Consider the following 13,308-nt stretch of genomic DNA (forward strand, 5'->3'; position numbering starts at 1 on the left):
TCTCATGAGTACCGCCACCCCCGGCGAAGAGAGCCTCGCCGGCCTGCGAGTGCTGGACCTGTCACGAGTCCTCGCGGGTCCGCTCTGCTGCCAGTTGCTCGGCGACCACGGCGCCTCGGTCATCAAGGTGGAACCCCCGGCGGGCGACGACACCCGGAGATGGGGTCCGCCGTTCGTGGCCGAGGACACCAGCGCGTACTTCGGCGCGATCAACCGCAACAAGAAGAACATCTGCGTGGATCTGCGCACCGAAGCCGGCCAGCAGGTCCTCGACCGGCTGCTCGCCGAGTCGGATGTGGTGGTGGAGAACTTCAAGACCGGAACCCTGGCGGCCTGGGGCTTTCCCGACGACCTGCTCCTCGAGCGCTTCCCGCGACTCATCGTCGCCCGGATCACCGGCTTCGGCACCGATGGCCCGATGGGCGGGATGCCCGGCTACGACGCCGTGGCGCAGGCCTACGGCGGCCTGATGAGCATCAACGGCGAAGCCGACGGCCCAGCGCTACGCCTGGGCGTCCCCGTGGTCGACATGGTCACCGGGATCTACGCCTTCAGCGGTGTCCTGCTGGCGCTCAACGCCCGTCACCGCACAGGCCGGGGACAGGTCGTCGATCTCACCCTGGCCGACACGGCGATATCGCTCCTGCACCCGCACTCGGCGTCGAATCTGGCCGATGGGCGCATTCCGGTCCGAACCGGCTCGGCACACCCGACCGTCGCCCCCTACGACACCTTCCCGGCATCGGACGGCTCGGTGTTCATCGGGATCGGCAACGACAGGCAGTTCGGGATGCTGTGCGACCTGCTCGGCCTGCCCGGCCTCGCCGACGACCCGCGGTACCAGACCAATGCCAACCGGCTGGCCAACCTCGCGCCCCTCACCGAACTCCTCGCCGCGAAGACCACGACCTTCGAGAAGGACCGACTGGCAACGGATCTCATCTCTATGGGCGTACCCGCGTCAGCGCTCCGCGACGTCGGCGAGGCGTTGCGTGACCCGCACACCCTGCACCGCGAGATGGTCGTCGAGAAGGACGGCTATCGAGGTGTCGGATTCCCGATCAAGCTCAGCGACACCCCCGCCTCGGTCCGCGACATCCCCCGCGCCAGGGGTGCCGACACCCGCTCGGTGCTCGCCGAGCTCGGCTACGACGACGCGACCGTCGATCAGCTGCTCGGCTCCGCAGCCGCGCTGCAGGACAGCTGCGAATCGATCGCCGTCTAGGTCGATCGCCGACCGGGTCGATCCGCCGCGGAGGCCGTGGGTCGACACCGGTCCGGGTACCCGGCCATGTCCACCCGGCCGCCGTGGCTCCCCCGCTCGTCCAGCCGTTCCCAAGCAGGGGCTACGGTGACAAGTTGGACAGCGGGGTGCCGAGTCGGCTCCCGACGGCGGACGACGAACTGGGTCGAGATGGCAGGCACGACGGCAGCGGGATCACAGGAGCACCGGACCGTCTCGCGGGTGACGGACATCCTCGAGTACGTCGCCCGATCGTCGACGAGCGTGCGGCTCGCCGATCTGGTCAACGCGCTCAATGCACCCCGGTCGTCGGTCCACGGCCTGGTGCACGGCCTCGTCTCCACCGGCTACCTGCAGGCCACCGATGACGGCCGCTACATGCTGGGCCCCGCGGTCAGCGCCTTGTTGATGCACAAGCCGATGGACCGTGGCTACCGATCGGCGATGGAGGCGCTCAGCCTCGAATTCGACGAGACGGTGACGCTGGTGGTGATCGCCGGGGACTCGTTTGTCACCACCGATGCGATCGAATCCTCGAAAGCGGTCCGGTACCACCCCACGATCGGCATCCGCCGGCCCCTCTACCCCACCAGCGCGGGCAAGTGCTTCCTGGCGAATGCGACGCCGGAGTACCAGAACAAGTACCTGCAGAAGTACTTTCCGTCCGACGATGACCGAAACGTCGTCCGCGCCGACCTCTCCCGGGTCAAAGCCGACGGGTTCGCGATCAACACCGGTGACACGCTTCCCGACCTGAGCGCCGTGTCGGTGCCACTGTTCACCGGCTCGACCGTGAGCGCGGTGATCACGATTGCCGGGCCGTCTTCGCGGTTCACCGATCGGCTCGACGACATCGTGCGCGGAGCCACCGCCACGGCCGCCGCGGTGAGCTCCGACTGATCCCCAAGGTCCTCATGGATGCGATTGCTCGAGGAATGCCTTGTGGAGTTTGAACTTCTCGATCTTGTTGGTCGCAGTCCGGGGAATCTCGCCAACCACTACGAGCGCCTTCGATCGCATGACCTTCGGCGTCGCTTTCGCGCAATAGGCCGCATCCGGCTCGACGTCCTGCACAATGGCAGCCACCTTCGGAATCGACGAAGACAACGTATCAGCGACCTGCTCCCGCTGCGCACCAATGTCGTCGGGTTAGGTGTCAGCGGTGATCGTCTTGACAGCGCGGTTCGCGACGGCGCCGGTTTCGTCGATACCGCCCCGTGCAGGTTCCGCCATGTCATGTACTCGACATCGCCGCCATGATGCCTTGGTGAACTGTTGTGCTACAGAAGCTTTCAAGCCAGAAAGCACATCGGAGATCGCCAGATGTACCCCGGACAGGCCACGTCTTTCAGTGAAGCGAAGAACTCTCGCGGAGAGCTCGATCGACTACGAGCTATCGCAGATTGCCATGACGAATGGGCTTGATCGTTCACCGCAGCATTCGATCCACGTACCAGTTGGAAGGTGATACTGCCTCGCTGACCACGGTCACCCCCGCCATGTTCGGTGACATGGACCTCTGGACAAGGTCATCGATCCACCGGTGCGACCCCCATACAGCTGCCCCCCGATACTCGGGCCGGTCTACCAGCAATAGCCTCAACATCGGCCTCGCGAACTCCCGACCACTCGCAGCGTCGTCCAATGCAACGCGTCCGGTCTCAGCAACCCGCAACAGCGGGACGACTACTATTCAGCCGCGCGCCATGTCCACGAACTTCGACAGGTGAAGTTGGTGTGCCACGGTGATCGTCGCGGTGGGACCGTTGCGGTGTTTGCCGACGATGATGTCGGCCTCACCGGCGCGGGGGTCGTCGCGCTCGAAAGCATCCGGACGGTGCAGCAAGATGACCATGTCGGCGTCCTGCTCAAGACTGTTGTGCACGGACACGCCGTTGGCGACAAAGTTGTGTGTCCCTGGCACGGTTCCATCGTAAACCTCTTGTACACCAAGACTTTCGATCTCGACCACACGGTCCCAATAGACGTCGTTGGTTGCGAGCATCTCGATCTGAGCGTTGTCCAGGACCTGGGCGACGCGTGCCAGCCTCGATCGGCTGGGCGAGTGCTTCCACATCGTCGACCCACAGAATCGGGATCCCATGGCCGCCGCGAACTCGCGATGAGTCATGCCCCTGTCACGCAAGAGATCCCGAACCTGTCCCCAGACCTCGCGGGGAACCGTGTCGGTGTTCGTGTTGGCCTCGATCGCGTCCAACTTCTCCAGGACCTTTTGCGCCTGTACTCCCCGGGCACCGTGCACGCCGATCTTGGTCAGGAAGATGGTCTGGTTCTCGACCCCGGTGATCGTAACGTGCCAACACGCCCGGTAACCGGACTTCTCGGTGCGAATTGTCCGTGTGTAGATTCCGAAACGAAGGAGCAACTGGGACAGTCCGTCCGCGAGCGCGCGCGACGTCGTTGCGTAGTAGACCCGCCCTTGTCCGACCTTCTCGTCCCACCGAACGGACCCATCGGTGGCCCAGAGATGGTGGATGAACAGCGCGACCTGATCGTTCGGCATCGCGAAGACCGGCGCAGGGATGAACTTCTCGTGGCTACGCAGGCCGAACAATCCCAGGGCGTCGAGCCATGCTGCAATCGGATTTCGTTTCCCGTGGGTCAGCCGGTACGGCGCAGGGAGTCGCAGCGAGATGACCCGCGCAGCGGCATACTCGTCTCGCACCGCGGTGATACCGAAATGCTCGGCCGCCTCGGTCACCGCCCGGAGGTTCTCCTGGTCGACGCTTGCGTATCGAATCGGTTGGCGCTTCACGAAAGACCCGTCACCGATCATGTGCGCAAGCATCACGATCTCCTGTTCGGCCATGACGCCGGTTTCCCGCGGTTCCGGAACCCGTCGTGGCGCCGCCACACGGTCATCAACCTCGAGTTCCTCGAGCGGAATCCATCCATCGACGGTCATGAACGGATGGTTCCCGGTGGCGTCGACGACACGACCCGACGCCATCCGAACACGGAAGACCTCCTTGCGGCCGCTGGAGAAGACCTTCACCATCGGACGCGCAACCATGCGCATGCGCTCGTCGAGCGACCACACCAGCGGCTGCTCACCCGATGCCATCAGCTCGTCGAGGGTCACCTCGGCACCGGTGTCGGCTCGCAGAATCCGCGTCGAACCAGGAAGGCAGCCCGACTCGCGAAGGTCGGAGACCTGTGGCTTCTTGTCGGTACGCTGCTCGGGACCACGGTTCAGCTGACTGATCGCGACCACCGGAACCTCGAGTTCCTTTGCCAGCAACTTCAATTGGCGAGAGAACTCCGACACCTCTTGCTGTCGGGACTCGACCTTCTTACCCGAGGTCATCAGCTGCATGTAGTCCACCACGACGAGTTTCAGGTCGTTGCGCTGCTTGAGGCGACGCGCCTTGGCGCGGATCTCCATCATCGTCAGGTTGGGCGAGTCGTCGATGAACAGAGGCGCCTCGGAGATCTCACCCATCCGGCGGGCGAGCCGCGTCCAGTCGTCGTCGGTCATGGTGCCACCGCGCATGTCACCGAGCTTGACCTTCGCCTCCGCCGACAACAGGCGCATGACGATCTCGGTCTTGCTCATCTCGAGCGAGAACATGGCGCCGGTCAGGCCGTGGTGGATCGAGCATGACCGCAGGAAATCCATTGCGAGAGTGGAGTTGTGGGTGGGTACCATCGCCTCGCCGGCGAGATAGAGATGCTCGTCGTTGTCGACCTGCACGCATCGCACCGGAACGCTCTCGACCGGTCGCACCGACACGACCCGGCGCACACCGGAGCGGCGCCGGAGTTCCTTGTGCCGCACCGCTTTGTGGTGGACGGTGAACACATCGTCGTCGGCGTCGACGCGCAACCAGCCGGTGGCCGAACGGCGGTAGGTGTAGCCGAGCCCGGCCACCAGGTCGGCCACCACCTCGGTCATGTGACGGGTGGCGGCGGGCACGATGATCCAGCCGTCGTCGCCGACGATCGCACGGGCGTCGAGCAGCCCGGCGAGCAGCGCACGACGCTGCGCGATCGATCCGCGCAGATACTCGTACGGAATGCGGCCACCGAGGTCGGCCATCAACGTCATCACGTCGACGGGCCCCTCGGCGTCGATCCGCATCCCGATCTCGGGGTCGTCGAAGGCCATACCGGCCAGGGCTGCAACGGTGTAGGGCCCGTAGGCGAAGTTGCGGCGCGGCAGCTCCAACGGCCGGGTGTTGCGGATGACCGCACTGCCGACATGTCCCCGTAGTGCCTCGGTGGTCATCACCTGGGTCTGGTCGTCGACGTCGGCGACCCACTGGTGCTGGGCGTCGGCGACGAGGACGTTCCCGTCGCTGAACTCGACCTCGAAGCACGGCCGGTCGGTCATCACCTCGGTGGCCGCGACGACCGTGGTGGGGCGACCGTGCGCGTCGAGCAACCGGTCGCCGACGGCGACCCGGCCCATGGTGGTCCACCCGGTGGGCGTGGGCAGCGGAGTGTCGAGGGCGAGTGCCTTGCCGACACCGGGGCGGGCCGCGACGATGATCATCTGGCCGGGATGCAGGCCGTTGGTGAGCTTGTCGAGGTCGGCGAAACCGGTGGGCACACCCAGCGACAGGCCGCCACGCGAGGCGATCGAGTCGATCTCGTCCATGGTCGGCTGCAGCAGCTCTTCGAGCGGGACATAGTCCTCGGCGGTGCGGCGTTCGGTGACCTCATACACCTCGGCCTGCGCGCGGTCGACGACCTCGGCGACGTCCTGGCCGTCGGCTCCGGCATAGCCGAACTGCACGATGCGGGTACCGGCCTCGACGAGCCGCCGCAGGATGGCCTTCTCGGCGACGATCTCGGCGTAGTAGCCGGCGTTCGCCGCGGTCGGCACCGTGGAGATCAGGGTGTGGATGTACGGGGCACCGCCCACGCGACGCAGCTCACCGGCGCGCTCGAGCTCGGCGGCAACGGTGACGGCGTCGGCGGGCTCACCGCGTCCGTAGAGCTCGAGGATCGCGTCGTACACGGCCTGATGGGCCGGGCGGTAGAAGTCCGCGGGACGGATGCGCTCGACCACGTCGGCGATGGCGTCCTTGGACAGCAGCATGCCGCCGAGCACAGACTGCTCGGCGGCCATGTCCTGCGGCGGCTGCCGGCCGAACTCCTCCACCGGGATGTCGGCGTCGTCGAACTCGTCCTTGCGGCCCTTGCCACGGAAGTCGCCCTTACCGTTCCGACCGGCATCGAAGCCGCCGTCGTGCCCCCGATCATCGACAACAGCCACTGCACGCCAACCTTCCACCGAACGCGGTCGGCACCGAGATGGCCACCGACTCTTCCCCTGCAACCGGGATCAACCATTACCCCGCGACTCCGACAAGACGGGGCCGGATTCCCTCCCATGACATGTGTGCAATGGTCTGCGAGCTGACCTTAGGGGCTGCGGTCGCGCAAGCTCAAACCGTCCTGTGCATGAACCTGTGCAGCAATTGTGGACGGTGTGTGGGCAGCGCAGGAAGCGTTGTGCACCCACTGTGGAATATCTGGGGAATTATGGTGTGCAGGCTCCCATATCTGCAGTTCAGGCAGGTTTTCAAATTCCACAAGCTCGACTTCTTTGTTCCCACGGCGTGTCGGGGGAATGGGGATGCCGGGCGTGTTGTGATACTCGACAACTCACAGTTGTTGACCACCCGATGAACTCTGCATGGAACGGGGTTGACCAACGGTTGGGACGACGAATGCGGAGATGTGACTCACAATCGGCCCGGGCTGTGTTGCAATGAGGACCGTGCACAGGTTCCGAACCACGGCCCGTGTCGCCCGCATGATCGCCACCGTCGGGGTGTCGGCGACAATCGTCCTCGGGCCTCCCGCCGCCATGTCTTCAGCCATCGCGCGGGCCGCGCCTGCGGGCCCCACGATGCCGGTCGAGTTCGACCTCGCCCGGTACACACCGGTCGATCCCGACCGCTACCGTTCGTTGGCCTACGCCGACAACGGGCGCTCCTTCTTCACCACCGGCAGGTGGATGTGTCAGGTGGGCCCGCAATACCGCTACGTCGGCTGTCAGGGCCGTCCTGCCACCGCACCACGCAACGCGCTGGGTGCGGCGATCGCCGGTGACCAGCAGGGGCCGTGGTGGGTTCAGCCGGGCCTGGGTGAACCGACCTACCGGTTCGGCTCGATCACCGGCTTCCGGCCACCGCTTCTCGCCGTCGGTCAGCGGGTGACGATCGGCGGGGTGACCTGCACGGTCCCGCGCGCCGACACCGTCGCCTGCCGCACCGGGGCACGGGCGCTGATCTTCACCCCGGCCTGGCACAAGTTCTACTTCCCGGCCTGGGACACCAAGGCGCACAGCACGAATCCCGCCCCCCAATATCTGCCACCTCGGTTGCAGTACTGGAACCAGCTGCCGGCGTCACCGCCGCCGCCGAAGTAACCGAAGTAGCCGGCTGACGCCCGGTCAGCGGATTCAGGCGCCCGGTCAACGAGTTCGAGCGCCCAGTCAACGAAATCGGGTACCCAGTCAACGAGTTCGGGTGCCCGGTCAACGAAATCGGGTGCCCGGTCAACGGTTCGGGTGCGGCGACGAGTTCGAGGACCCCGATGACGACGAAACCCGCCGGACACTGTGTGCCCGACGGGTTTCGTTGTGTCAGTGCAGGTGTCAGCCCGCGACGACGGCAACCTCGACGGTTGCGGTGACGTCGGCGTGCAGGTTCACCACGACCGGGTACGAGCCGGTGGCCTTGATATGGCCCTTGGGGAACTCGACGTTGCGCTTGTCGACCACCGGTCCACCCGCAGTACGGATGGCGGAGGTGATGTCGGCGGCGGTGACCGAACCGAACAGCTTGCCCGAGTCGTGGGTCTTGACGGTCAGCGAGACGCCGGACAGACCCTCGAGGGCCTGCTTGATCTCGTTGGCGTGCTCGAGGCCACGCACCTCGCGGGCGGCCTGCGCCCGGCGGATGTCCTCGACCTGCTTCTCCGCGCCACGGGTGGCCTTGATGGCCAGCCCACGCGGGAGCAGGTAGTTGCGGCCGTAGCCGTCCTTGACCTCAACGGAATCGCCGGCCTCGCCGAGGTTCTCGACGGCAGCAGTCAGGATGAGCTTCATGTGTGTTCTCTTCCCTTCCGCTTATCGGCTGGTCGAGGTGAAGGGCAGCAGGGCCACCTCACGCGAGTTCTTGACGGCCACGGCGACGTCGCGCTGGTGCTGCACGCAGTTGCCGGTCACGCGACGCGAACGGATCTTGCCGCGGTCGGACAGGAAACGACGCAGCAGCGCGGTGTCCTTGTAGTCGATGACGGACTTCTTGTCCTTGCAGAAGGAGCACGCCTTGGTCTTGGTGACCTTTTCGACGCGAACCTTCCGGCCTTTTTGCTTAGCCATGTGTTGCTCCAGTCAAAATGCTTGCGAACGCGCGTGGGTGGACGTCTCCACGAGTTCGCGTGTGTATCAGAAAGGTGGTTCGTCGTCCCCGCCGAACGACGACGATCCGCTGCTCGCGGGTGCTGAACCCCAGGGATCTTCGGGCACCGACTGCGCCGCTCCGCCCCCGCTGCGGCCTCCGCCGCCACCGGAAGACGAACCGAAGCCGCCGCCACCACCGCCACCGCCGCGCGAGGCCCGATTGACCTTGGCGGTGGCATATCGCAGCGAGGGGCCGATCTCATCGACCTCGAGCTCCACGACCGTGCGCTTCTCACCCTCGCGGGTTTCGTAGGAACGCTGCTTGAGGCGTCCCTGAACGATGACGCGGGAGCCCTTGGTCAGGCTCTCGGTGACGTTCTCCGCAGCCTCACGCCAGATGTTGCAGCGGAGGAACAGCGCTTCGCCGTCCTTCCACTCGTTGGTCTGGCGGTCGAAGGTACGCGGAGTGGAGGCCACCGTGAAGTTGGCCACCGCGGCACCCGACGGCGTGAACCGGAGTTCCGGGTCGGCTGTCAGATTGCCAATGACGGTGATGACCGTATCGCCTGCCATGTGTCTCCCCTTGGTCGTGGTTGGGCACTCGTCGATCGATGTGCACCGGGCTGCGGCCACGAACAGATCGTGGCCTCATGGGTGTCACCCTAGGGCCCGGTACCGACTAACTCGGCACATCCAGAAGAAGCCTGTGGATTACTTCCGCAGGACCTTGGTGCGCAGCACCGACTCGTTCAGCTTGAGCTGGCGATCCAGCTCGCTGACCGTCTTCGGCTCGGCGTTCAGGTCGACGACGGCGTAGATGCCCTCGGTGTGCTTGGCGATCTCGTAAGCAAGACGACGCTTGCCCCAGATGTCGACGTTGTCGACCTTGCCACCATCAGTGCGGACCACGTTCAGGAACGTGTCCAGCGACGGAGCAACGGTGCGCTCGTCCAGATTCGGGTCGAGGATAACCATCAATTCGTAATGACGCATGTGACCACATCACCTCCTATGGGCTCATCGGCCACGGACTGTCCGCGGCAGGAGGGTCGCCTGCGTCGGCAACCCGTCCAAGATACACGAGGTTGCCCTGACCTGCGAAATCGCCCTCTTCGCCCAGGGTGGCCGGGCGTGGGACGTCGACGACCCCCTACCCTGTAGCCCATGTCTGAGGGCCTGAACACCCTGTATCGGTACGGGCGTTTCACGTTCTCGCGCCGCGGGGACATGGTGCTGATCCTGACGGTGTCGCTGCTGCTGACACTGTTGCTGCTGGCCTGGGGATACCAGGTGAAGGCTGCGTGCGGTGGCGAACCGTACTTCCCCGACGGGCGCAGTCACCGCTGGCCGGTGGGCGACCCGAACGCGATCGTCCCCTGCTATTCGGACCTGATGTATCTGTGGGTCGGACGCGACATCAACAATCACGTCTTCCCCTACATCCACGGCGGGATCGGCGCCGACGGCCAGCTGTTCGGCGGCGTCGTCGAATACCCGGTGCTGTCGGGGCTGCTGATGTGGTTGGGCGCGATCGGTGCGCACACCGACCTGCAGTTCTTCCAGCATTCGGCACTGCTGCTGGCACCGTTCGGTCTGGCCATCACCATCATGCTCGCGGTGCTGACCCGCTGGAACGTGCTGTGGTGGGCGGCCACACCGCCGCTGGTGCTCTACGCCTTCCACAACTGGGAGCTTCCGGTGGTGGCCACCACCGTCGCCGCGGTCGCGGCCATGGCATGGGGTGCGAGCCTGCATCCGGTGACCGGGGAACGGCGGTGGAGTCTCCGTACGAGCGGGATCGTCGCGTCGGTGCTGCTGGCGATCGGTTTTTGTCTGAAGCTCTATCCGGGGTTCTTCGTCCTACCGCTGGCGATCTACGTGCTGACCCGCGGCGACGGCGCACCGGTGGTCGCCCGCGCCCGCAAGGCACTCGACTGGGTGGGCGCGGTGTGGGTGGCCGCGGCCGCGGCGATCACCGTGATCCTGGTGCAGTTGCCGTTCATGATCCTCGGCTACGACGGCTGGAAGGCGGCACTGACGTTCCAGGGCAAACGCCGGGCCGACGTCGACACCAACTCGATCTGGTACTGGGGTCTGCGGCATCTCACCGGTGGCCAGAACGACACCTACAACTCACTCGTCGGGGTGCTCTCACCGATCCTGATCGTCGCGTCGTTCGCGCTCGCGATCTACCTGGGATGGCGGGTGTACCGCACCGGCGGGGCGTATCCGTGGCTCGGCGTGTGCGCGGCGATGCTGGCCGGGTTCATGCTGTTCCACAAGGTGCACTCCCCGCAGTACACGCTGTGGATCCTGCCGCTGTTCGTGCTGCTGCGGATTCACTGGTCGGTCATCGTCGCCTACCTGATCGCCGACCTCTCCCTGGATCTCACGATCTTCCGGCTGTTCGGCATCCTCACCTCGGGCGCCCCGATGAAGTGGTGGGTGATCGGCGGGGTGAACCTGGGCGTGTGGGTGCATGCAGTGCTGCTGGTCTATCTGATCTTCGGGTTCGTCCGCGCCGGGATGCGGGAGCCGCTTGCATCGATCGGCCGCCGGCCGGCACCGGAGGAACCCGAGTCGACGCCGGTGCCCGCGCCGGTCTGATCTGCCCCGGGATCCCCGTCCGTGAGGAGACGATGATGAGTTCCTGGCTCGGTACTGGCGCCCTTGCCGGTGAGCGGGTGACCTTGCGGCCGTTCACCGTCGACGATGCCGACGAACTCGCGCAGGTGACCGCCGACCCGGATCGGTTCCGCTGGACGTCCGGAGTGCCCACCGACACCGACGCCGCACGCGCGTGGATCGAGACCGCGCTCGCAGACCCGGACCACCGGGTGGCCTATGCCGTGATCGACAACACCGACGGTCGCCTGGTGGGGTCGACGAGCTTCTACGACATCGACGCCACTTCTCGGGCAACCGCGATCGGCTACACCTTCTACGCCGAACGGGTTCAGGGGACGACGGTCAATCCGACGGCCAAGTTCCTGCTGATGCGGCACGCCTTCGAGGACTGTGGTGCGGTGCGGATCGTGTGGCACACCCATGCCGAGAACGCGCAGTCGCGCTCTGCCATCGTCAAACTCGGCGCGCAGTTCGAAGGGCTGCTCCGCAAGCATCGCCGGTTCGGTGACGGATGGCGCACCACCGCCCAGTATGCGATGGTCGACGACGACTGGCCGGTTGCGAAAGCCGGATTACTGGAACGGATCTCGTAAGTTCCGGTTCCGGTTTCGGTTTCCGACGCCGCGGCTCAGCGTGGTTCGGGTGCGAGGGGATGAGCTGGTTGCGTTCCGAGCTCGGCCGGCGGAGGTTTCGACACGCCTCGTCGCTCCGCTCCTCATCGGCTCAACCACCAACGGCGAGTGGCTGATTGAGCCGGGACCGAGCCGGGGCTACTTCGGTGATTGAGCCGGGACCGAGCCGGGGCTACTTCGGTGATTGAGCCGGGACCGAGCGAAGCGAGGACCCGAGTCGAAATCTGCGTAGCGCGCGCCGGGTGGTGACCACCTCCGGAGTGGCCGGGTTCCCGAGCTCGGCCGACGGAGGTTTCGACACGCCTCGTCGCTCCGCTCCTCACCGGCTCAACCACCAACGGCGAGTGGCTGATTGAGCCAGGACCGAGCCGGGGCTACTTCGGTGATTGAGCCGGGACCGAGCGAAGCGAGGACCCGAGTCGAAATCTGCGTAACGTGCGCCGGGTGGTGACCACCTCCGGAGTGGCCGGGTTCCCGAGGTCGGCCGACGGAGGTTTCGACACGCCTCGTCGCTCCGCTCCTCACCGGCTCAACCACCAACGGCGAGTGGCTGATTGAGCCGGGACCGAGCCGGGGCTACTTCGGTGATTGAGCCGGGACCGAGCGAAGCGAGGACCCGAGTCGAAATCTGCGTAGCGTGCGCCGGGTGGTGACCACCTCCGGAGTGGCCGGGTTCCTGAGGTCGGCCGGCGGAGGTTTCGACACGCCTCGTCGCTCCGCTCCTCATCGGCTCAACCACCAACGGCGAGTGACTGATTGAGCCGATCCAATCGGCTGGTGATTGAGCCGGGACCGAGCAACGCGAGGACCCGAGTCGAAATCTCCGAAGTGGACACCTCCCGAGATCAGCCGGCGAAGGTTTCGACACGCCTCGTCGCTCCGCTCCTCATCGGCTCAACCACCAACGGCGAGTGACTGATTGAGCCGGGACCGAGCGAAGCGAGGACCCGAGTCGAAATCTGCGGAGTGGCCGGGTTCCCGAGGTCGGCCGACGGAGGTTTCGACACGCCTCGTCGCTCCGCTCCTCACCGGCTCAACCACCAACGGCGAGTGGCTGATTGAGCCGGGACCGAGCATCGCGAGGACCCGAGTCGAAATCTGCGTAACGTGCGCCGGGTTCCCGAGCTCGGCCGGCGGAGGTTTCGACACGCCTCGTCGCTCCGCTCCTCATCGGCTCAACCATCTTTCCCCGCAACCATTTTCGCCACAACCGGCTACGTCGCTCCGCTCCTCATCGGCTCATCGCTCCTATGTCAAGCGGCTGCTCCTGGAACCGGGATTTCGGTGTGTGAACGGGCAGCGTGATCGGTGACCAGACGATGAAAAATTGTGCGTACGAGTCGCCGTTTCAGGCAACGCATCGCCTCACGAGACTTCTTACCCTCGGCACGTTTCTTCGCGTAATAGGCATGCCCGAGACTGTC

12 protein-coding genes are annotated in these 13,308 nt (G+C 65.6%); 5 read left to right on the forward strand and 7 right to left on the reverse strand.

From position 1 onward, the window contains the following. The first annotated feature begins 4 nt into the window (after positions 1-4). Positions 5-1,225, forward strand: coding sequence for a CaiB/BaiF CoA transferase family protein (locus tag ACWDUA_RS02230; RefSeq protein ID WP_449749367.1), 1,221 nt, complete (start codon positions 5-7; stop codon positions 1,223-1,225). A 240-nt stretch (positions 1,226-1,465) separates the two neighbouring features. Beyond that, positions 1,466-2,143, forward strand: coding sequence for an IclR family transcriptional regulator (locus tag ACWDUA_RS02235; RefSeq protein WP_449749368.1), 678 nt, complete (start codon positions 1,466-1,468; stop codon positions 2,141-2,143). Between the two features lie 12 nt (positions 2,144-2,155). On the opposite strand, the gene ACWDUA_RS02240 is transcribed toward ACWDUA_RS02235, so the two are convergent. From ACWDUA_RS02240 to ACWDUA_RS02250, 3 genes are all read right to left on the reverse strand, one after another. Then, the gene (locus ACWDUA_RS02240) at positions 2,156-2,329 is read right to left on the reverse strand and encodes a hypothetical protein (RefSeq protein ID WP_449749369.1); all 174 of its coding nucleotides are present in this window, start codon (positions 2,327-2,329) and stop codon (positions 2,156-2,158) included. A gap of 63 nt (positions 2,330-2,392) precedes the next feature. After that, entirely contained in the window at positions 2,393-2,551 is a 159-nt protein-coding gene (locus ACWDUA_RS02245; protein ID WP_449749370.1) for a hypothetical protein, read from the reverse strand. A gap of 385 nt (positions 2,552-2,936) precedes the next feature. Beyond that, positions 2,937-6,485: a replicative DNA helicase gene (locus tag ACWDUA_RS02250; protein ID WP_449749371.1), complete on the reverse strand. Its 3,549-nt coding sequence runs from the start codon at positions 6,483-6,485 to the stop codon at positions 2,937-2,939. A 498-nt stretch (positions 6,486-6,983) separates the two neighbouring features. Here ACWDUA_RS02250 and ACWDUA_RS02255 point away from each other — a divergent pair, with 498 nt between their 5' ends. After that, entirely contained in the window at positions 6,984-7,646 is a 663-nt protein-coding gene (locus ACWDUA_RS02255) for a hypothetical protein (RefSeq protein WP_449749372.1), read from the forward strand. Between the two features lie 228 nt (positions 7,647-7,874). On the opposite strand, the gene rplI is transcribed toward ACWDUA_RS02255, so the two are convergent. The 4 genes from rplI to rpsF all read right to left on the reverse strand — a co-directional run bounded on the left by rplI (position 7,875) and on the right by rpsF (position 9,617). Further along, a complete protein-coding gene (gene rplI / locus ACWDUA_RS02260) occupies positions 7,875-8,327 on the reverse strand; it encodes a 50S ribosomal protein L9 (protein ID WP_020793041.1) in 453 nt (150 codons plus the stop codon). A 21-nt stretch (positions 8,328-8,348) separates the two neighbouring features. Continuing rightward, positions 8,349-8,603, reverse strand: coding sequence for a 30S ribosomal protein S18 (gene rpsR / locus ACWDUA_RS02265; RefSeq protein ID WP_020793036.1), 255 nt, complete (start codon positions 8,601-8,603; stop codon positions 8,349-8,351). A gap of 66 nt (positions 8,604-8,669) precedes the next feature. After that, positions 8,670-9,197 carry a single-stranded DNA-binding protein gene (locus ACWDUA_RS02270; protein ID WP_449749373.1) on the reverse strand — a complete coding sequence of 176 codons (528 nt, stop codon included), beginning with the start codon at positions 9,195-9,197 and terminating at the stop codon, positions 8,670-8,672. Positions 9,198-9,335: 138 nt separating this feature from the next. Beyond that, positions 9,336-9,617 (reverse strand): 30S ribosomal protein S6, encoded by a 282-nt coding sequence (rpsF, locus tag ACWDUA_RS02275; protein WP_020793037.1) that lies wholly within the window; start codon positions 9,615-9,617, stop codon positions 9,336-9,338. Between the two features lie 171 nt (positions 9,618-9,788). Here rpsF and ACWDUA_RS02280 point away from each other — a divergent pair, with 171 nt between their 5' ends. After that, a complete protein-coding gene (locus ACWDUA_RS02280; protein WP_449749374.1) occupies positions 9,789-11,231 on the forward strand; it encodes a hypothetical protein in 1,443 nt (480 codons plus the stop codon). Positions 11,232-11,266: 35 nt separating this feature from the next. Next, the gene (locus ACWDUA_RS02285) at positions 11,267-11,845 is read left to right on the forward strand and encodes a GNAT family N-acetyltransferase (RefSeq protein WP_449749375.1); all 579 of its coding nucleotides are present in this window, start codon (positions 11,267-11,269) and stop codon (positions 11,843-11,845) included. The last annotated feature ends 1,463 nt before the right edge of the window (positions 11,846-13,308 follow it).

It is taken from the genome of Gordonia sp. NPDC003376 (assembly GCF_053589235.1).

What these genes read in the sequence shown, in the direction of transcription:
- ACWDUA_RS02230 (WP_449749367.1), top strand. Translation starts at nt 5, where the DNA reads ATGAGTACCGCCACCCCCGGCGAAGAGAGCCTCGCCGGCCTGCGAGTG.
- ACWDUA_RS02255 (WP_449749372.1), top strand. Translation starts at nt 6,984, where the DNA reads ATGAGGACCGTGCACAGGTTCCGAACCACGGCCCGTGTCGCCCGCATG.
- rplI (WP_020793041.1), bottom strand. Translation starts at nt 8,327, where the DNA reads ATGAAGCTCATCCTGACTGCTGCCGTCGAGAACCTCGGCGAGGCCGGC.
- rpsR (WP_020793036.1), bottom strand. Translation starts at nt 8,603, where the DNA reads ATGGCTAAGCAAAAAGGCCGGAAGGTTCGCGTCGAAAAGGTCACCAAG.
- ACWDUA_RS02270 (WP_449749373.1), bottom strand. Translation starts at nt 9,197, where the DNA reads ATGGCAGGCGATACGGTCATCACCGTCATTGGCAATCTGACAGCCGAC.
- rpsF (WP_020793037.1), bottom strand. Translation starts at nt 9,617, where the DNA reads ATGCGTCATTACGAATTGATGGTTATCCTCGACCCGAATCTGGACGAG.
- ACWDUA_RS02280 (WP_449749374.1), top strand. Translation starts at nt 9,789, where the DNA reads ATGTCTGAGGGCCTGAACACCCTGTATCGGTACGGGCGTTTCACGTTC.
- ACWDUA_RS02285 (WP_449749375.1), top strand. Translation starts at nt 11,267, where the DNA reads ATGAGTTCCTGGCTCGGTACTGGCGCCCTTGCCGGTGAGCGGGTGACC.